This is a genomic window from Acinetobacter sp. DL27, from assembly GCF_055810995.1.
Window position 1 is genome coordinate 966,765 of the sequence record NZ_CM147947.1, and the last position, 19,212, is coordinate 985,976.

Genomic DNA, 19,212 nt, shown 5'->3' on the forward strand with positions numbered 1-19,212 from the left:
GGCTTTTTTTATGAAAGTCATTGCTGTTAAAACAACCAAACGTGAGCCTTACTTTTTATAAAGTGCTGAAAATGAAAGCTGATGGTGAAAATAAGTATTGAAATTTGTTATATTAATCACATAAATGTCTAGTAAGTCTCAAAAATATATAAATAGGTAAGTTTTATGAATGATGAATGCATGGCTAAATTGGCCGAGCAATGGGGGAAAATTTGCCAACATTATTCAGTGAATGATCACGTTAAAGCGCAAAATTTTATTCAGCAGCATTCGTCTGTATTGGTCAATGAATTTTATAGCAATATTGTCTTGGAGCCTGAAGCTGCAGATTTTTTTAAAGATGACATCATTCAACAACGTTTAAAAAACAGTTTAAACCAATGGCTCATTGAAAGTTTCGATGTGGCTGTGAATGAAGCTTATTATGCAGCAGTTGAAAAACAACAAAAAGTTGGGCAGGTACATGCGCGGGTGGGCATTCCTTCTTGGTTGATCATGCGCGGTATTCGTGAGATTGAAAACAAAATCTTGGAACTCTTGGCTGAACTTCCGCTAGAAAATAACCACCACATGCTGAGTTATATGCTGCAAATTATGGGTTTTGCGACAGAAATTATGTGCAGATCCTATGAAGCCAATACTGAGCGAAGTCATGAAGTTAAGCATAGCTATCGTTTATTTTCTGCAATGCAAGATGTCGCAGTACAAAAAGATAAGCAGCGCAGCATTTTGCTCGACTGGGAAAATGAGTTGATGTTCAAAGTCTTCTCTGAGCATCCACAGTTGCAACACATTGCCTTGTCTAAGTCAGAATTTGGTCTATGGTTTGTGCATAAAGCGGCGTATGCCTTTACAGGCGCAGAGCAAGTGGAGACCATTATCAGGCTGATTCAACAGGTCGATACCCTCAATTTTGACGTGCTCGACTGTCAGGATCAGGCTCAGAAGGTAGAACGTATTCAGGAAATTCGTGACGTGAATCGACAGATTCAGCATTTGGTCGATCAACTGTTTCAAGTGACCGAATATATAGACTCAGGCAATGACTCTCTGACTCAACTTTTAAACCGTCGTTATTTAAGTACGATTGTGTCTCGTGAAATTAATTTTGCTCGTAAAAATGATGCTGCGTTGAGCCTACTGGCAATTGATGCGGATTATTTCAAACGTATCAACGATAAATATGGGCATACGGCAGGGGACTTGGCACTGCGTTTTATTGCTGAAGTCTTGTTAGATGTAGCGAAGGGCAGTGACTATGCCTTCCGTGTGGGTGGCGAAGAGTTCTTATTGCTGTTGGTCGACAGTGATCTCACACGTGCTTTACAAATCGCTGAAACGATTCGCATGCGGATACAGGAAACCCCAATTCGTACCGCTCATGGGCAAAGTTTTAGTTTTACCGTCAGTATTGGCTGTACGGTTTATAATGGTCATCCTGACTATCAACGCTTTTTAGACACTGCCGATTCGGCACTCTATGCAGCCAAAAATAAAGGGCGTAACTGTATTCATGTGACTGAAAAAGTCCTGAGTGTTTAAATCTCAGACTTAAATACGAACTGTTCTTAGTCGTTTCAAATCGGTTGTTGAGGTGTTTATACCTCAACAATCACATAGTATTTTTTTACAGCTTCAACCACTTCAAATGTGCCGATAAAACTTGGTGGAATAATTCCTGCCTGACCTGCTTTGACTTCAATGAAGTCTTGAGTATGGGCATCATGAATACGGATGCTGCCTTCCATCACTTGAAAGAATTCTTGTTTGTTGTCAGCAAATTGAATATTCCATGAGCCAACTTCACAGTGCCAAATCCCGCAGCCCATGTGTGGGTGTTCATATAGACTATAGGTCTGGCGCTGTGGGTTGCCTTGGACCAAACGGTCTGGACGTGGAAAATCAATACTCTGTTCGCCTTGGGTCAAACCATGACCTGCTAACCAAATTGCTGACATTGCGTATTCCTCTAAACAAAAAATGAATCGTTCAATGATATATGCATAAAAAAAGCCCCAACAGCGGTTGAGGCTTTATGTTTCAATTAATAGCTTTCAGGGACTGCACTTAAAAACTCGCGGCGCTCTTCTTTATTGGTTTTAAAGTCACCAATAAAGGAAACGGTACGTGTAGTCGATTCTTGTTTGCCGACGCCGCGCATCATCATACACATATGTGCAGAATCAATCATAACCGCCACGCCACGTGCACCCGTCACTTCTGCAACCGCTTCTGCGATCTGCTGCGTCAGGTTTTCTTGAATCTGTAGACGACGTGCAAACATTTCGGTGATGCGTGCAAATTTAGAGAGTCCAAGGACATTACCTTCAGGTAAATACGCAATATGTACGCGACCATAGAAAGGCAATAAATGGTGTTCACAGAGTGAATAAAATTCGATATTTTTAACCAGCACCATTTCACGGTTGTCCGATGGGAACACCGCATTATTGGTCACTTCTTCTAAGCTTTTGCTATAACCAGACGTTAAATACGAAAAAGCTTTAGCAGCACGCATAGGCGTATCGAGGAGACCTGGACGGGTTAGGTCTTCACCAACGGCAGTTAAGATGTTAGCGTAGGATTGCTGCATAGACATAAGACGTGTTCACTTACACTGATATTGAACAAGGACGGCATTGTAGCAGAAAACTATTCCAATGCCTTATTTTGGACAAAAATCCGATTACTGTTTAAACTTTGGATTCTTTTCAGCACGTTTTAGCAACACTAAAACTGCACCTGTGCCACCTTGCTTCTCTGGTGCACTTACAAAAGCCAGCACATCGCGGTGTTGACGCAGCCAACCATTCACATAGGTTTTTAAAATGGCTTCTGGACCTTTGCCGTGCACAATTTTAATAACATTTTGATTTTCATCTTTGGCCATTTGAATGACTTGTAAAACTGCGACACGGGCTTCTTCAACGGTGCAACCATGCAAGTCGACTGCTTCAAACCAACGGATGTTACCCGCTTTTAAATCTTCAAATACTTTGTGCTGTAGTGTAGCAATGCGATAACTGAGCGCGGCTTGGCTCGCAACAGGATTGAGCATCGCTTGAGTATCGGACAGCTCAGTTGCATCGGTATGCATTGGGCCTTCAGCCGCTGCACGTTTTGCTAAAGTTTGTGCATCGATTTTTTTCTTTGGATTTTTTTCTATTTTGGCAATGTTCGCGGCCTCCATCTTTTGGACACCTTGCATTTGTTTTTGAAACAACGCGAAATCATCTTCTGGCTCGGGCGGAGCAACTTGAGCTTGGGCCTCAGACTGTTTGATGGCAGTCGAATGCGGATTGGTGATTTGCTTTTTAAAGTCTTTCAGTAAATTAAACTGTTCTTTAGAAAGCGATGAATCATGTTTGCTCATAGTGTCAGAAAAATACGCAAAATAAGAAATTAGGCGATAATTATAGTCTGATTTTCCCTATATTTGAACTGAATTGCATTCATAGAGATTTGCAAAAAATTGCATATCAAATGGCTAAGAGTATTCTGTGGGGTGCTCAAGAGCACTGCTGTTCTGTAAGAACTTAAAATGATTGAACCCGAGCAACCATTCTATCTAGAGAGACAAATGATGTACTCGGGTTCAGGTTTGGCGTGCTAAGTCAGTCGTGACTTAACTTGCACGTAAAGTACGGATGATTTTATCTAGTTTTTTATCGATCTGGTTACGATAAAGGTCAGGCAAGACACGTGAAAGTTTGGCAAGAATACGTGCTTGAGTACTTGGAATAATGATAAATTGAGAAGAAAAAATGTCGTTGTAAATTTCCTGACAGGCCTTTTCTAGTGGGAGGCTGCCGCCCAATTGCTTTAATGCCGCTGTAACTGGTAAACCGTTTTTACGTTCTTCCGTTACAAGTGGTGTGTCCACTTCAGGTGGGCAAACCACAGCAACGTCAATTTTTTGACTGCGCAGTTCCATACGCAGCACTTCAGCCAAACCGACCACGCCAAATTTAGATGAGCAGTAACCTGTATAGCCATAACAACCGACTAAGCCCGCTGCAGAGGCAATAAATACCAATTTTGGACGTTTACCCTGTTGAACGGCTTGTTTGAGATGCGGTAAGGCAGCATGCGCAACATTACGACTGCCAACAAGATTAATATTGATTTGTCTTTCGAATTCTTGAGAAGTCATTTCATCGAAATTCTTAGCAATACTGATCCCTGCTGAGTTTATCAACAAATCTGGTGTGCCAAATGCAGCCACTGCTTCTGCAAATTTCGCCTCCATAGTGCTTTCATTTTGTACATCGACTTCAAAACCACAGACCGCAGGGGAGCACTTTTGCAAGTCAATCACCGCTTGTTCAATCCCCGCATGGGCGAAAATACACACTTGGTAGTTATCTTTGAGTAAACGTTTAGTCAACTCAAGGCCAATACCGCTGCTGCCACCTGTAACCCATGCTGTTTTCATATTTTTTTTCATCACAATATCCTTTTGAATGTTTCGAATGAGCCTTAAACGACTTCGTTTTGAAGTAAAACATCACCAAATTGTTTACGGAGTTCTGCCTTCACAATTTTACCTGTACCGTTGATTGGCAGTGCATCTACAAAAATCACCACGTCAGGAATCTGCCAGCGGGCAATCTTATTATCAAAGTAAGCCAGCACTTCTTCTTCAGTCAGTGTTGAGTTTTCTTGTTTTACGGCAATCAAAATTGGGCGCTCATCCCATTTCGGATGACGTGCTGCAATAGCAGCTGCCATACGAATTTCAGGGTGACCTACGGCAATATTTTCAAGTTCAACCGAAGAAATCCATTCACCGCCTGATTTGATTAAGTCTTTAGCGCGATCACAGATGGTCATATAACCGTCCGCATCTAGAGTCGCAATATCCCCCGTGTCGAACCAGCCATCGGTTGTAGTGGCGCTTTGCTCTTGGTTGAAATAATGATCGACAATCCAAGGGCCACGAATTTGTAAATTCCCTTGAGTATGACCATCATTGGCTAAGACTTGATTGGTATTTTCATCAACGATACGTAATTCAACACCAAAAGGTGGACGACCTTGGGTTAAGCGTAGCTTTTCAAAGTCTTCAGCACTTAAAGTGGCATGTTTGGCTTTTGGTTGGTTCGCTGTGCCCAGAGGGCTGGTTTCAGACATTCCCCATGCATGAATGGTGTCGCAAGCATAGTTGTTTTTGAAATCACGAATAATCGATGGCGGGCATGCAGCACCACCCACGACATTACGGGTCATGCTTTCTGAAGTTGTACCGCTTTTTTTCGCAGCAGCTAATAATCCTTGCCAGATGGTAGGTACACCTAAAGCCAGAGAGACTTTATAGGTGTCAATCAGATTAACAAGGCTGTCACCATCTAGATTGGGGCCAGGTAAAACGATACTTGTACCCACCATGGCTGCTGCATATGGCACACCCCATGCATTGACATGGAACATTGGAACGACAGGCATGACCACATCACTTGCAGACAGATTTAACGAGTCTGGCAAGCTGATCGCCATAGTGTGTAGTAGGGTAGAGCGGTGGCTATACAGTACGCCTTTCGGGTTACCTGTTGTGCCTGAGGTATAACATAAAGAACTTGGGGTTTCTTCGCCGAATTGTGGCCAGTTAAATTCAGCAGATTGGTTTTGAATCAAATCATCATAGAAAATAACATCTGGCAGTGCTGCAACGACTTTTTCATCATGCGCACCGTAACAGATAAATTTTTCAACCGTTGGCACTTTGCCTTGGATTGCAACAATTAATGGTAGAAAAGTTGAATCAAAGAAAATCGCTTTATCTTGTGCATCATTAATAATGAAGACCAGTTGTTCTGGGAACAAGCGAGGGTTGATGGTGTGGCAAACATAACCACTCCCTGAAATAGCATACCAAGATTCTAAATGACGGTGGTTGTTCCACGCGATCGTTGCAAGACGATCACCTTGGTTAAGATTAAATGACGTGAAAGCATTCGCTAAACGTTTACTATTTTGTTGGACCTGTAACCAATTGGTAGTGGTCATTTGACCAGATACTTCACGTGAAAAAATAGAAGTATCTGAGTGGTACTTTGCTGCATGCTCAATTAAATTACTAATCAACAAAGATTGGTGCATCATTTTGCCAAACATTTCATTCATCCTTGGGGTTACTATTTTTTTAATTGAAAAAAGACTCTTAGCTAAAGCTAAAAGTCCTTATGTCTTTATTTATCGTTAAAATCAACACCAGAGCCTGGCTTGATATAACGTGGCATTTTTTGACCTGTTTGCTGTGCAACAGCATGTAGGGTGCGCTCAATCCAACCCGAGTCCATAATAAACATCAGTGAGTCATCATCATTTAAGTTGACGTTCGCCCCTTCAACCATCATGAAACCTTCAGCACCTTCTGGGGTTGCTAAGGTATGGATGGAACCTGCTGGTTCAAATAAATAGCTGCCAGCCGTTTGAACATCTTCAGGATATTCGACATAATGCCATGAACCTGCTGTTGTATAGAAATGGACAACACCAGTATGGAAGTGGCGAGGAAGAATAGTGCCTGGTTCAAAACGGGCATGAATGACCCAGACGCCATTATCGGGGTCTAAAAAGCAAGGTGTGACATGTACACCCGGTAATGCATTTTTGATTTCGCCATCTTTGATGTTAATCGTTAATAATCGATCCTGATGTTTAACTGATTGTGCGATGCTCATGATAAAATCCTTATATGCCTTTGATTTAGAATATGATATGAGATATCAATACCTAAGATTTCCTTAAGCTTGAGCATAACAAGGTTTCAGAAAATGCAAACCACTCGAAAGAATGGAATTTACATTGTTTGATAAATGCGCGAATGAACAGTTTAAAATAGGGATTGGAATGGTTTTTGATGCTATTTCATATTGCTTAACTGCGGTGCCCCTACTAATTTATAAGTGTTTTAGACTGATGAATGGCATAACATGATTCGTAGAGGATGATGTTTTGCCAAATGCAAAATTCAGGGAAATGAATGTTGCAGATGACGTTGAATAAAAAAGATTGGATGAATATACATGCAAGTGTTGAAGACTAAACTCAGTCGTCCGAGCATGCTGAATGGCAGGGCAATGCAACGTCCCCAACTGTTAAGTCAGATCGTGGGCTATTGTCAGTCTTCTTTGGTTTTTATTCACGCCGCGGCGGGTTATGGAAAAACCACGCTGATGCATCAACTTTCAGAGTCTCTTTTAGCAAAGGGAAAGAAAGTCTGTTGGTTAACTTTGGATGATGATGACAATGATCCAATTCGACTCTATCAATACTTGCGTTTGGCGCTTTTGGATTTAGAACCACCGCATTCGATCTCTTATGGACAGATCCATTAACAACACATCATTGAGCTGACACAAAAAGTTGCAGCAGAGGATGCTGACACAGTTTTATTTATCGATGAGTTTGAAGCATTAACAAACCCAGAATGTTTAAATATCTTTTGGTGGTTGTACCAGTCCTTACCTGAAAATTGTCATTTGGTGATCGCTTCAAGGGTCAAACCCAATTGGAGTTTCGCGAAAGAATATCTATTAGGTCGTTTAAAGTGGGTCACAGAGACTCAGCTCAGTATCAAACAGCAAGAAAGCAGTGCGCTTATTCAGTTTTTACAACAACAAAACTTTGACCAGCTTGCTTTAAGCACAGAGCTTGCAGAACAATTGATTGATAAAACTGAAGGCTGGTTTACAGGCATTCAATTCACCAATTTATATTTGAAAGAACATCAAGATATTCATGGTTTTATTCAAAATTTAACTGGTGCGCATCATCAGATTGTGAATTACCTCAGTGAGCAGGTTTTTTTACAACAAGACCCTGAAATCCAGCAATTCTTAATGCAAATTAGTGTACTGAGAAAAATTAATCCAGCTTTGGTCATTGCCTTAACGGGTAATCCTGCTGCACAGCAGATTCTCGATGCCATTAGCCAAAAAGGCTTGTTCATTCAAGCGATAGATGAACAACGTACATGGTATCGCGTGCATCATTTATTTCGAGACTTTTTACAATCGAAGTTTAAGCTTTTACAACCTGATGCATATCAGCACATGCATAGTAAAGCGGCAGAATGGTTCAAACAACAGCGTTATCTGATGGAAGCGATTTATCACGCCCAACAAGTAGAAGATCAGCAATTGATTTTGGCACTGCTCAACTCGGTATGTCGTGAACTGATTTTAGAAGGTCGACACTATACTTTCTTGGAGTTGGTCAAGCAGATACCGGATTCTGTTTTGGTACAAAACCCCAATTTGCTTTATGACATTATTTGGACTTTGGTGCTGACTCATCAAGTGACCTTGGCCAATCATTACCTACAGCTCTGGCATAGCGTGGATCAACATGAAACCTTATTACAACATGAGGACCAATTAGGTTTAGCTCCTCTCATTGCAGTTTTAGAAGACAAGTTAGATGTGGCTTATACCTTAGCGCAACAAAACTTAGCACAACTGGCAAGTACGGCCTATTTTGCGCGTGCTCCACTCATCGGGATTGTCGCTTTGTATCACATTTGTTTGGGGCAAATGAGTGAAGCACGAAAGCTATTACTACAAACGCGCATTATCTATTTGCAAGGACATAACCTATATGGTTTGGCGATAGTCGATTGTGTTGATGCGCTGTGTGATTATTTATTAGGAGATTTGACTCTCGCAGTAGAGAAATTTGCTCAAGTTGGGCAAAGTGCAGAATATCGTAAATTAGGCTTAGATGAAGACAACAAAGCGGTCATCATGAATATTCTGAGTAGCTTTAAAGCAGATGTGTATTATGAGATGAACCAAATATCGCAAGTCGAAACGGCATTAATGGACTTTAAGGGTGGCGATCATTTGGTACTCACAGATATGGTGGTGGTGGGCTACATTTTACAAATGCGTTTAGCTACATTGCATCAAGATCAAGCCGCGATACAAGTGTGTTTGCATCAAGCCCATACCCGCAGTAGTCAATGGTCATTACCTCGGCTCGCACAAACCATACAAGCCTATGCGCAGCAATCAAGCCCGCTTTCAGCATTAGCTGATACTGAACAGGTGGCATTTCAGCCGTATTTAAACTTTACCCATTTACTGCGTGGCGATGATTTAATGGTGGTGCGTCAGCAAATTTTCATGGGGCAAGCTGAGCAAGCCAAAGAATATTTAAGCCAGCAGTTAGCATTTTTTAAGATTTATCCGATACGTTTTGCGCGTGTTCAAATCTTGTTTGCACTGGCCCTATATCAGTTGAAACAGCATGAACAGGCTTTTGAAGCGCTACAACAAGCACTTGAAACCCTCATGCCGACTCAAGCGGTGCGGGTGATTCTAGATGAAGACCCTTTAATTTGGGATATATTAAGTGGCTTAAGTCAGCACATAAGTCGACAGAAGCAAAAGCATACAGTTGTGTTATTGGAATATATTCAGCAACTGCAAAAGCTCAATCATGCTGAAAGCAGTGCTGAAGCTTTGATCGGAAGTTCTGGCCTTGAGGCTTTATCAAAACGTGAAATCCAAATTTTAGAAAAATTAAGCCGTGGCTGTACTGATGCTGAAATATCCGAGTCGATCTTTTTGTCCATCAATACGGTGAAATGGCATCTGCGTAAAATCTATAACAAGTTGCAGGTCCGCTCTCGAATGGAAGCGGTAAATGAAGCTAAGAAGCAGGGTTTAATTGAGTAATTTAAGATTGAATAATTTTTTATGTGTTGCTGTTTAACGAGATCTTCAACAGCTTTTTGAAAGAATATATCACAAAGTATTCAGGGCAAGGGTATGCCTTACCCTGAATATGCCATTAAAGTGATTTAGGTGTTCCAAACAGCTCAGTAAAGGCGTGATCTGGGCGCGGCTGTTTCATAAAACTTTCACCGACCAAGAAAGCATGAATGTCATGCTCTTGCATCATTGCCACATCTGCTGGGGTCGCAATCCCACTTTCAGTCACCAGTAGACGAGATGGTTCAAGCAGTTTTTTCAAACGAATCGAAGTGTTTAAGTCCACATCAAAGGTTTTTAAATTGCGGTTATTGACACCCAATACGCAACGCTCAGATAGACGTAAAGCACGTTCAAGTTCTGCTTCATCGTGTACTTCAACCAAGACATCTAAATTCTGTTCAAAAGCCGTTTTAGACATTTCTTCGAGTTGTTGATCGGACAAGCATGCCACAATCAGAAGAATACAGTCCGCATGTAAAGCTCGTGCTTCAATCACCCCATAAGGGTCAATCAGAAAGTCTTTACGTAATGCAGGCAGGGCACAGTGAGAACGTGCAATTTGAATATTTTCATCGGCACCTTGGAAAAAATCGACATCGGTTAAAACCGATAAACATGCTGCACCCGCGGCTTCGTATTGCTGTGCGATTTCAGCAGGATCAAAGTTTTCACGAATGATACCTTTAGATGGTGATGCTTTCTTAATTTCAGCGATCACACCCGGTTGTTTGCTCAGTAAAGACTTTGCAAAACTACGCACAGGAGTTGCTTCAAATGCCCATTCTTCAACATCTTTATAGCTACGTTGTTTGAGGCGTGCAGCAAACTCTTCCTGCTTGCGATCCACAATTTTGCCTAAAATCGTATTTGCGATATCTACCATGACAAAATCCTGTCTATCAAGCGTCGTATTGTTTAAGGGTTTTGCTGAATTCAGCAAGGATGCTCATCTTTTCTAAAGCTTGTCCGCCGTAGATGATGTCATGTGCTAAAGCCACGCCTTGTTTATAGCTGGTACAAAGTCCAGAGACATACAGACCGGCACCTGCATTTAAAGCAATCATGTTGGCTGCTTTTTCACCTTTATCGGATTTGTTTTTACCTAAGGCATCTTTGATTAGGCTTAAACTTTCAGCAGAATCTTGAATGATTAAACCTGTTAAAGTTTGTGATTCGATTCCAACATCTTCAGGTTGAATCTCCCATTCGGTGACTTCGCCATTTTTGAGTTCAGCCACATAGGTGCTTGATGCAAGGCTAATTTCATCTAAACCATCTTTAGAATGAACCACCATGACATGTTCAGCCCCCAGTTGTTTCATCACTTCTGCAATAGGACGGCATAATTCAGTCGAAAACACCCCAATCACTAGACGTTTTACTCCAGCCGGATTCGTAAGCGGGCCAAGTAAATTGAAAATACTGCGGATGCCTAATTCACGACGTGGGCCAACCGCATATTTCATCGCTTTGTGATGATTCGGGGCAAACAAGAAACCTACGCCCATTTCACGGATACAGCGTTCAGTTTGTTGCATGTTTAAGTCAAGTTGGATGCCTGCTTGTTCTAACAAGTCTGAGGAACCTGATTTGGTTGAAACACCACGGTTACCATGTTTAGCAATGGTTGCACCTGCCGCTGCAATCACAAAAGCAGATGCAGTCGAGACGTTGAATAAGTTCTGACCGTCACCACCTGTACCGACGATATCGACTAAATAAGGCACATCACTGACATCAATTTTGATGGCAAACTCGCGCATGACACGAGCCGCTGCGGTAATTTCATCAATACTTTCACCTTTTAAGCGAAGACCCATCATCAGTGCACCAATTTGGGCATCTGTTGCTTCACCATTCATGATGGTGCGCATGACGTCTTCCATTTGCGGCTGCGTCAACTCAATATTTTTAGTGATGTTATTTAAAGCTTGCTGCATATTCATTTTTCACTGCACTCATTTATGCGTAAATTTCTAAAAAGTTCTTAAAGATTTGATGGCCATGCTGACTCAAGATTGATTCAGGGTGAAATTGCACGCCTTCAACGGCAAGCGTCTTATGCTTTACACCCATGATTTCTTCAATTGAGCCGTCGGCTTCATTGGTCCAGCAAGTCACTTCTAAGCATTCAGGCAAGCTTTCTTGATCAATCACCAGTGAGTGATAACGCGTTGCTGAAAAAGGAGAAGGGAGGTCGCTAAAAATGCCTTTATTGGAATGGTGCATGTCAGACAAACGCCCATGCATCACTTTTTTGGCACGAATGATTTCACCGCCAAATGCTTGACCAATGGCCTGATGTCCTAAGCACACCCCTAATAATGGAATTTTTCCAGCAAAATGCTGAATGGCTGGAATGGAAATTCCTGCTTCCGAAGGTGAGCATGGACCAGGGCCAATCACAAGATACTTAGGTTGCCATCGCTCAATATCTTCCAATGTCACGGCATCATTACGCACTACTTTTACTTCTTGATTTAACTCGCCAAAATATTGGACGATGTTGTATGTAAAAGAGTCATAGTTGTCGATCATTAAAAGCATGAGCTTAACCTATTGAAATTTATGCACATAAATGTGCGTGAAGAGTCCTATGGTATTCGTGCGTTTACATTATAAAGCTATAAGTAAATTATTTTTCTCATTCAATGACTTGAATGGAGGCACAAAACCGAAATTATCATAGCAAAAAATACACAGCTAGGGCGCGACATTTTTTTGTGGGTCTAAAAATTACAATGGGTTTTGTTACTAACTGATATAGAGTTTATGAATATCTCAGATTCAAATCCTAACGAGAAACCTCGTGGACTATGTGTAAATGTCATGAAGCATGCATATTTAATGAATATAAAAAGAATATCTTCTGATGTTGTGAGCCAAAAACTCACCAAATATCACCAAAACAGAGCATCTTTATTTGCTTAGTCACATCTGAGATTTCGGCTTTATATAGGTTTGAATGACGAGGTTTTAACTTCTAATAAAGTCAAATAAAAACAATTAATTATGTTCTTTATATTTGATTTTAGGTGTATCGCACGCCGTAATATGAGGTGTTGAAGTCAAATCAAGGCGAAAATAACAGCTTAAACAGCACTCTAATTTATAAAAAATGGGTGTAAATCGACCAGTGAAATTTAAAAATGCACCATTATGATCCACACTCAAAATCTTTTAGATTAAATGTGAAGAAGCATGCTTGAATATGGTGCATTTACTTTTTAGCTCAGTATAATAGAGCCAAAGCAAACAGCTTAAAACTGTTATTCTGATAATGAATTCAACATTTTAGCTAAGCTTTTTAAAGTTGGTACGGTAATTGCTTTAGAACAACCAACTACTAACACGCACTAAAGAGTGCAACAAAAATTCATCGGAGCAAAATGAGCATGGCGAACAAGGTCCTACAACTCATCCAAGAAAGTGGCGCAAAATGGGTCGATTTCCGTTTTACGGATACTAAGGGTAAAGAACAACACGTAACTTACCCAGCAGATACTATCGACGAAGATACTTTTGAAGACGGTAAAATGTTTGATGGTTCTTCTATTGCTGGTTGGAAAGGCATTGAAGCATCTGACATGATCTTACGCCCAGATGCTGCAACTGGTTTTATCGACCCGTTCTTCGCTGAGCCGACAGTAGTTGTTACTTGTGACGTTATTGAGCCATCAACTGGTCAAGGTTATGACCGTGACCCGCGTTCGATTGCTCGCCGTGCTGAAGAATACCTAAAATCGACAGGTATTGGTGATACTGCATTCTTTGGTCCAGAACCAGAATTCTTCGTATTTGACGAAGTAAAATGGGAAATTGATATGTCTGGCGCGCGCCATACATTGATTGCTGAAGAAGCTGCTTGGTCAACAAACAAAGACTACGAAGGCGGAAACTCTGGTCACCGTCCACGTGTTAAAGGTGGTTACTTCCCAGTTCCTCCAGTTGATTCTTCACATGACATGCGTGCTGATATGTGTGCGCGTATTGAAGACATCATGGGCCCAGGTCGTGTAGAAGTACATCACCATGAAGTTGCTTCTTGCCAATTAGAAATTGGTGTAAGCTTCAACACAATGGTTCGTAAAGCAGACGAAGTACAACAGTTCAAATATGCGGTTTGGAACGTTGCGCACCAATATGCAAAAACTGCGACTTTCATGCCTAAGCCAATGGTTGGTGATAACGGTTCTGGTATGCACGTTCACATGTCGATCTCTAAAGATGGCAAGAACTTGTTTGCTGGTGATGAATACGCTGGTCTTTCAGAAATGGCGCTTTACTTCATCGGTGGTGTAATTAAACACGCTCGTGCATTGAACGCAATTACGAACCCATCTACAAACTCGTACAAGCGTTTAGTTCCACACTTCGAAGCGCCGATTATGTTGGCTTACTCAGCACGTAACCGTTCTGCTTCTATCCGTATTCCTTACGTTTCTAGCCCGAAAGGCAAACGTATCGAAGCTCGTTTCCCAGATCCAATGATGAACCCGTACTTAGGTTTCGCTGCATTGTTAATGGCGGGTCTTGATGGTATCCAAAACAAGATTCACCCAGGTGAAGCAGCTGATAAAAACTTATACGACCTTCCTCCTGAAGAAGAAGCGAAAATCCCTACAGTTGCGCACAGCCTAGATATGGCTCTTGAAGCGCTTCAAGCGGATCACGAGTTCCTTCTTAAAGGTGGTGTATTCACTAAAGAAATGCTTGATGCATATATCGAACTTAAAACTGAAGAAGTGCGTCGTTTGAACACGACAACTCACCCAGTTGAATTTGATATGTACTATAGCTTGTAATTCTGAACTGAATTTCACTGTAAAAAACCCGCGCTAGTCGCGGGTTTTTTTGTATCATCTGTTTAACTTGAAAAAAAATTGATGAGAGCAATGGCACAGCGTAAAAAGCACACCAGTTTTTATCCTTGGATTGACCCTAAAGATCACGACAAAGGCTTTAAGCTAAATTTTTCGATGGTGACTTATATCGAAGTTGGTCGCACCTCTGAAGGCTACAAGCAGGCAGAATTTGTTGCATTGAAAAGCCCAGAATTAGCACTGGATTATGATTATCCTCAAAGTTTTTACTTGAGTGCTGAAGGTTTTATTTTGGTAAAAACTCCGCAAGGTAAATTTGAAACCATTGCAAAAACAGATAATTGCTAAAGATTGATCTTGCAATTGAATACATTCTTCATAACTCAAAAAGCGTTTAAGCGCACAGTAAATCAATGGTACAGGTAGGCTTATGCAGCAGATTCCAGCTGAACTGAAAACATGGCTATATGCTTCAGGTTCACTTACTCAGCAACTGACTGATTTGGCTGATGGAGCGTTTAGGGTTCAACCGACCAAAGAGCATTTTCAGCGTCTTCAGTTTATCGATGCAAAATGGATGGGTATGCCGTTTCAGCATACGTCATGGGTGCGAGAAAGTTTTTTATATGGCAGTGATGCAGAGCCTTGGGTCAAAGCCAAAAGCATTTTCCCGATCTTAAGTTTGCAAGGCCGTGCACGGCTTTTTAAACATATTGGTAAAAAACCGATTGGTTGGTTCTTGTTTCAGCGCACCAATCCAGCATGTGAACGTCGTGTGATTTGGCTAGAAGATGGCTGGACTAGACAGAGCTGTTATACTTGGCACGGCTGCAAGTTTATTGTTCAAGAAACCTTTTTAGCGAGTTTTGAGCAATTTTTGCAAAAGCAGAATTCAGCATTTGAAGGACAGTCATGACAACTGCGCATCAAATTACTTGGCGTGAACGTTTAGAAGCCTATTATTACTTATGTCGTTTTGATAAGCCTGTTGGTACAGAATTGGTGTTCTGGCCTACCATGTGGGCACTGTGGATTGCCGCAGAGGGCATACCGCCAATGGGTATTTTGATTCCGATGGTACTTGGCACGATATTTATGCGTGCGGCTGGGTGTGCAATTAATGATTTTGCTGATCGTAAGGTCGATGCGCATGTAGAGCGCACGAAAACGCGGCCTTTAGCAACAGGAATTATCACAGCCAAAGAAGCCATTTATGTGTTTCTAGCTTTAGTCTTTGCTAGTGCTTGTATGTTGTTATTTCTACCGATTGAAACGTTTTATTGTGCTTTAGGCGGGCTTTTTCTCGCTTTTATATATCCTTTTATGAAGCGCTATACCCATTTACCTCAGGTTGTTTTGGGCATGGCCTTTTCGTGGGGAATTCCTATGTCCTTTACGGCCATGGGCAAACCATTAGATTTAACTTGTTGGTTGCTGTATTTTGGCAATCTGGCTTGGACAGTGGCGTACGATACTCAATATGCGATTACCGACCGTGAGTATGATTTAAAAATTGGGGTGAAGTCGACAGCCATTTTGTTCGGTCGTTTTGATATTCAAATCATTGCACTTTTACAGGCGATGAGTGTGATTTTGATCGGTACGGCGCTTTACCTTGAAAATTTATTGATGCCATTGGGTTTAATCGCATTGCTTGTAGTCGTGGCTGATTTTATTTATCAATGGTCAAAAACCAAAAACAGAGATCCACAGCATTGTTTTTGGGCATTCCGTCACAATCGTTGGGTGGGATTTATTATTTTTTCTGGAATCTTTTTAGAATTAATTATTTAAAGTGATTGTTTGGTTGAAAAGCGTCCTATACAGGGCGCTTTTTTTATGTCTTAATAAAATGGCATGTAGTTTCATGCTTAAAAAAACAACGAATAAAAGGATATTTTATGAAACGCTCGAAAATAGCATTAGCCCTTACAGTTGCCGTTTCAATGCTGTCTTTAACTGCTTGTAATGACGATGATGATTCGCCCGCTTCAAATCAAAAACAGACCTATGTTTCTGAAAGTACCTATTCAGAAGACACATTAAGCACCGCAGCTTCTATTAAGGTAATGACATATAACATGGAAAATGTTCAAGGTCAGACCGCAAAAGCAACGGCGCTGGTGATGTTCCCTAAAGTAGCACCGCCTACAGATGGTTATCGCGTAGTGGTTTGGGAGCACGGCACGGTTGGGGTTGGTGATAGTTGTGCACCAAGTAATAATATGATTCACCCGCGTTTTAAAATTTTAGCAGACAGTCTACTAGCTGCTGGCTACGTGGTTGTGGCGCCAGATTATGAGGGTTTGGGCACACCAGGGATTCATCCATATTTAAACTTATCTAGTGCTGCGAAGTCAGCGCTTTCTGCTGTGCAAGCGGCAAAAGATCATTATGGTAAGCAGTTGAATGGTGCGTGGATGTCTGTGGGGCAATCTCAAGGAGGGCATGCCTCATTAGCGACCGCAGAATACGCAAATACAGATGCAACCTATAAAGGTGCTGTGGCAGGCGCACCAGCTTCGAGTTTGGGTAAAATTATTCTTGAGGTTGCGCCTGCTGCATTGGCAGACATCGAAGCTCGTGAAACAGCAGCTAATGTCCCTTTAGCATATCGAACATCAGTGGATACTTATGCAACCTTATTGGCTTATGCAGCGTTAACAGGGGTGGGTATTAAAGCTTATGAGCCGCGATTTAATTATCAAGATATTTTCCAATCACGTGCCAAATCTTTGGCTGAGTTTGCAGAAGGTTCAACAGGGGATAATGGTCTGTGTTTAGACAATGATAATGACCCAAGTCTAAGTCTAATTAATAAATTTAAAGACGATATTATTCAGTTTATGACAGCAAATTCTGATAAAAAAGTCATGGATTATCCTGGTTTAGATACTAGTGTGTTTGCGACCAATGAAACCGTAAAAAACTTCTTAATCAGTAGTCAGCCAGGTACTAAACGAATTGATAAACCAGTTTATGTAATACAAGGCACAGCAGATACAAATGTACCCTATCCAATTACCCAAGCTTTGGTTGCAAACTTGAAAACATTGGGTTCACCAGATGTGACACTTGATCCAGTTATGGGTGCATCTCATACCCAAGCCATAGTTTGTCGGAATGCGGAGGCTGTAGACTTTATTCAGACCCATATGGCTGCAGGTACGGGTATTGTACTAACTGATGCACAAAAAGATGCCAGCACCAATGAAAATTGTACAGGTATAGCACCGACATAAAATTAACCATTTAAACTGAAGACAGAGCCTCATGATTGAGGCTCTTTTTTTGTTATAGTATTGGCCCATCAAAATCTAGATATTGGAAATAGGCTGGCTATGACGAAATCAACTCAAAAACTAACGCCGAAAGTGATGTTTTTGGCGAGTCTTGGTATTGTGATTCCATTGCTTATTTTAGGGATTGCTTTTTTAGCGGTAAAAAGTGATGCAAAAAACCAAGCGGAATATCAGCGTATTAAAGAAGAACAACAGCAGCATATTCAAGAAAAATTGGCTGCCGAAAAGCAATTCACACAGCAGGAAGCGAGCAGGGCGGTCTCAAAATAATTCAAGCACGCATTGCAGGCGTGATACCAATGTGTTTATGCAGTTGGCGAATGCTTGGAATTTCAGTAAAACGCAGAACGATGTAACCTGCTTCATTCAGCATGGCATCACGTTCTGCATCTTCTTGTTCCTTGCCGATATGGGACGGATCATCGAGTTCAATAATCACCACGACTGCTAATTGTTCATCTAATAAAACGAAATCGGTGACTTTACGGTTAAATTTGGCTCGTATTTTATAGTGGTTACTGGTAATCAGTGAACTAAATGAAACTTGAGCTAGAACATGATGGCGTGGAAAGGCTTCTTTTAAGCGAATAAACATTTTACGTTCAAATGGCGTAATGACGTGTTTGGCATAAAACTTTTGTTTACGGCGAAACAGGTCAGGGTAGAGCATCATCACTAACGTAATAGTGGCGAAGCAGCCGATGATAAAAAAGATGATTTGACTTAGATCGAACACAATATTTTCTAGCACAAAGAAAAAACCCACTCGCATGGAGTGGGTTTTTAGAATTTTGGCTCTCCAACCTGGGCTCGAACCAGGGACCTGCGGATTAACAGTCCGTCGCTCTACCGACTGAGCTATTGGAGAATCTGCACGCATTCTATGTGGCAAAGCTCAAAGGGTCAAGTCCTTGGTCTGATATTTTTATATAATCTGCTTTAAATGATTTAAAAATAAACGGTTTAGCTTTTATTGATGCGATTTGATTCAGTCTTTTGGGTTTTCCATGGAAAGATTTGGGAGATTCAAGCTGAGAAGAGCCTGTATGGAAAGCTGCTTTGGAGTGATTTTGAGAGATTGGTTTTACGTATGGGTGAATGTCGTTTTTATAGATAGAAAAAAGCCCAAGTCATAATGCTTGGGCTTTTTAAAATTTGGCTCTCCAACCTGGGCTCGAACCAGGGACCTGCGGATTAACAGTCCGTCGCTCTACCGACTGAGCTATTGGAGAATCTGAAATGCAGTATAGAGAAAATTACACATCGGTCAAGTTACAATGCTAAAAAAAGTCGAATTTTAGATTAAATGTTTTTTTTATAAACAATTTGATATGTCATGGCTGTATACCAGAAGGGTATAGGGTG

Annotated in this window: 19 protein-coding genes and 2 tRNA genes; 9 read left to right on the forward strand and 12 right to left on the reverse strand. The window is 41.2% G+C overall.

Annotated features, from left to right (window positions below; translation table 11 throughout):
* Positions 1-165: 165 nt before the first annotated feature.
* Entirely contained in the window at positions 166-1,542 is a 1,377-nt protein-coding gene (locus tag AC0KVP_RS04645) for a diguanylate cyclase (protein ID WP_348922574.1), read from the forward strand.
* 56 nt (positions 1,543-1,598) lie between these two features.
* Here the strand turns inward: AC0KVP_RS04645 and AC0KVP_RS04650 are convergent, their stop codons facing one another.
* From AC0KVP_RS04650 to AC0KVP_RS04675, 6 genes are all read right to left on the reverse strand, one after another.
* Positions 1,599-1,958: a cupin domain-containing protein gene (locus AC0KVP_RS04650; protein WP_010327244.1), complete on the reverse strand. Its 360-nt coding sequence runs from the start codon at positions 1,956-1,958 to the stop codon at positions 1,599-1,601.
* A gap of 86 nt (positions 1,959-2,044) precedes the next feature.
* Positions 2,045-2,593 carry a GTP cyclohydrolase I FolE gene (folE, locus tag AC0KVP_RS04655; RefSeq protein ID WP_171054237.1) on the reverse strand — a complete coding sequence of 183 codons (549 nt, stop codon included), beginning with the start codon at positions 2,591-2,593 and terminating at the stop codon, positions 2,045-2,047.
* Positions 2,594-2,686: 93 nt separating this feature from the next.
* Positions 2,687-3,373 (reverse strand): Smr/MutS family protein, encoded by a 687-nt coding sequence (locus AC0KVP_RS04660; RefSeq protein ID WP_062034007.1) that lies wholly within the window; start codon positions 3,371-3,373, stop codon positions 2,687-2,689.
* A 252-nt stretch (positions 3,374-3,625) separates the two neighbouring features.
* Positions 3,626-4,447 carry an SDR family NAD(P)-dependent oxidoreductase gene (locus AC0KVP_RS04665; RefSeq protein ID WP_473339308.1) on the reverse strand — a complete coding sequence of 274 codons (822 nt, stop codon included), beginning with the start codon at positions 4,445-4,447 and terminating at the stop codon, positions 3,626-3,628.
* A gap of 32 nt (positions 4,448-4,479) precedes the next feature.
* A complete protein-coding gene (locus AC0KVP_RS04670) occupies positions 4,480-6,114 on the reverse strand; it encodes a long-chain fatty acid--CoA ligase (RefSeq protein WP_473339311.1) in 1,635 nt (544 codons plus the stop codon).
* A 74-nt stretch (positions 6,115-6,188) separates the two neighbouring features.
* On the reverse strand, positions 6,189-6,683 hold the full coding sequence (locus AC0KVP_RS04675) for a 2,4'-dihydroxyacetophenone dioxygenase family protein (protein ID WP_473339314.1): 495 nt from the start codon (positions 6,681-6,683) through the stop codon (positions 6,189-6,191).
* Positions 6,684-7,028: 345 nt separating this feature from the next.
* Between AC0KVP_RS04675 and AC0KVP_RS04680 the strand changes: the two genes are divergently transcribed.
* Together AC0KVP_RS04680 and AC0KVP_RS04685 are read left to right on the forward strand one after the other, a co-directional pair.
* Positions 7,029-7,340: a P-loop domain-containing protein gene (locus AC0KVP_RS04680; RefSeq protein WP_227509220.1), complete on the forward strand. Its 312-nt coding sequence runs from the start codon at positions 7,029-7,031 to the stop codon at positions 7,338-7,340.
* A 147-nt stretch (positions 7,341-7,487) separates the two neighbouring features.
* A complete protein-coding gene (locus AC0KVP_RS04685) occupies positions 7,488-9,683 on the forward strand; it encodes a winged helix-turn-helix domain-containing protein (RefSeq protein ID WP_473339317.1) in 2,196 nt (731 codons plus the stop codon).
* A 115-nt stretch (positions 9,684-9,798) separates the two neighbouring features.
* Here the strand turns inward: AC0KVP_RS04685 and trpC are convergent, their stop codons facing one another.
* From trpC to AC0KVP_RS04700, 3 genes are read right to left on the reverse strand one after another with little or no spacing between them, the layout of a single operon-like run.
* Positions 9,799-10,605 (reverse strand): indole-3-glycerol phosphate synthase TrpC, encoded by an 807-nt coding sequence (trpC, locus tag AC0KVP_RS04690; protein WP_473339321.1) that lies wholly within the window; start codon positions 10,603-10,605, stop codon positions 9,799-9,801.
* 16 nt (positions 10,606-10,621) lie between these two features.
* Positions 10,622-11,668: an anthranilate phosphoribosyltransferase gene (gene trpD / locus AC0KVP_RS04695; RefSeq protein WP_005400478.1), complete on the reverse strand. Its 1,047-nt coding sequence runs from the start codon at positions 11,666-11,668 to the stop codon at positions 10,622-10,624.
* Between the two features lie 16 nt (positions 11,669-11,684).
* Positions 11,685-12,269, reverse strand: coding sequence for an anthranilate synthase component II (locus AC0KVP_RS04700; RefSeq protein ID WP_004695699.1), 585 nt, complete (start codon positions 12,267-12,269; stop codon positions 11,685-11,687).
* Between the two features lie 842 nt (positions 12,270-13,111).
* Here AC0KVP_RS04700 and glnA point away from each other — a divergent pair.
* The 6 genes from glnA to AC0KVP_RS04730 all read left to right on the forward strand — a co-directional run bounded on the left by glnA (position 13,112) and on the right by AC0KVP_RS04730 (position 18,117).
* The gene (gene glnA / locus AC0KVP_RS04705; RefSeq protein ID WP_005400480.1) at positions 13,112-14,527 is read left to right on the forward strand and encodes a type I glutamate--ammonia ligase; all 1,416 of its coding nucleotides are present in this window, start codon (positions 13,112-13,114) and stop codon (positions 14,525-14,527) included.
* 90 nt (positions 14,528-14,617) lie between these two features.
* Positions 14,618-14,893 (forward strand): hypothetical protein, encoded by a 276-nt coding sequence (locus AC0KVP_RS04710; RefSeq protein WP_201953687.1) that lies wholly within the window; start codon positions 14,618-14,620, stop codon positions 14,891-14,893.
* Between the two features lie 82 nt (positions 14,894-14,975).
* The gene (locus AC0KVP_RS04715; RefSeq protein ID WP_473339326.1) at positions 14,976-15,461 is read left to right on the forward strand and encodes a chorismate--pyruvate lyase family protein; all 486 of its coding nucleotides are present in this window, start codon (positions 14,976-14,978) and stop codon (positions 15,459-15,461) included.
* Positions 15,458-16,339: a 4-hydroxybenzoate octaprenyltransferase gene (ubiA, locus tag AC0KVP_RS04720; RefSeq protein ID WP_473339328.1), complete on the forward strand. Its 882-nt coding sequence runs from the start codon at positions 15,458-15,460 to the stop codon at positions 16,337-16,339. The genes AC0KVP_RS04715 and ubiA overlap by 4 nt, the downstream gene beginning before the upstream one ends.
* Before the next feature lie 107 nt (positions 16,340-16,446).
* Entirely contained in the window at positions 16,447-17,787 is a 1,341-nt protein-coding gene (locus AC0KVP_RS04725; protein ID WP_224468630.1) for an alpha/beta hydrolase family protein, read from the forward strand.
* Between the two features lie 99 nt (positions 17,788-17,886).
* Entirely contained in the window at positions 17,887-18,117 is a 231-nt protein-coding gene (locus AC0KVP_RS04730; RefSeq protein WP_473339332.1) for a hypothetical protein, read from the forward strand.
* Between the two features lies 1 nt (position 18,118).
* Here AC0KVP_RS04730 and AC0KVP_RS04735 read toward each other — a convergent pair whose 3' ends face one another.
* The 3 genes from AC0KVP_RS04735 to AC0KVP_RS04745 form a co-directional block, all read right to left on the reverse strand.
* Positions 18,119-18,598 (reverse strand): DUF2726 domain-containing protein, encoded by a 480-nt coding sequence (locus tag AC0KVP_RS04735; RefSeq protein ID WP_473339335.1) that lies wholly within the window; start codon positions 18,596-18,598, stop codon positions 18,119-18,121.
* A gap of 41 nt (positions 18,599-18,639) precedes the next feature.
* A tRNA-Asn gene (locus AC0KVP_RS04740) sits at positions 18,640-18,715 on the reverse strand.
* A gap of 288 nt (positions 18,716-19,003) precedes the next feature.
* Positions 19,004-19,079 (reverse strand) — tRNA-Asn (locus AC0KVP_RS04745).
* Between the last annotated feature and the right edge of the window lie 133 nt (positions 19,080-19,212).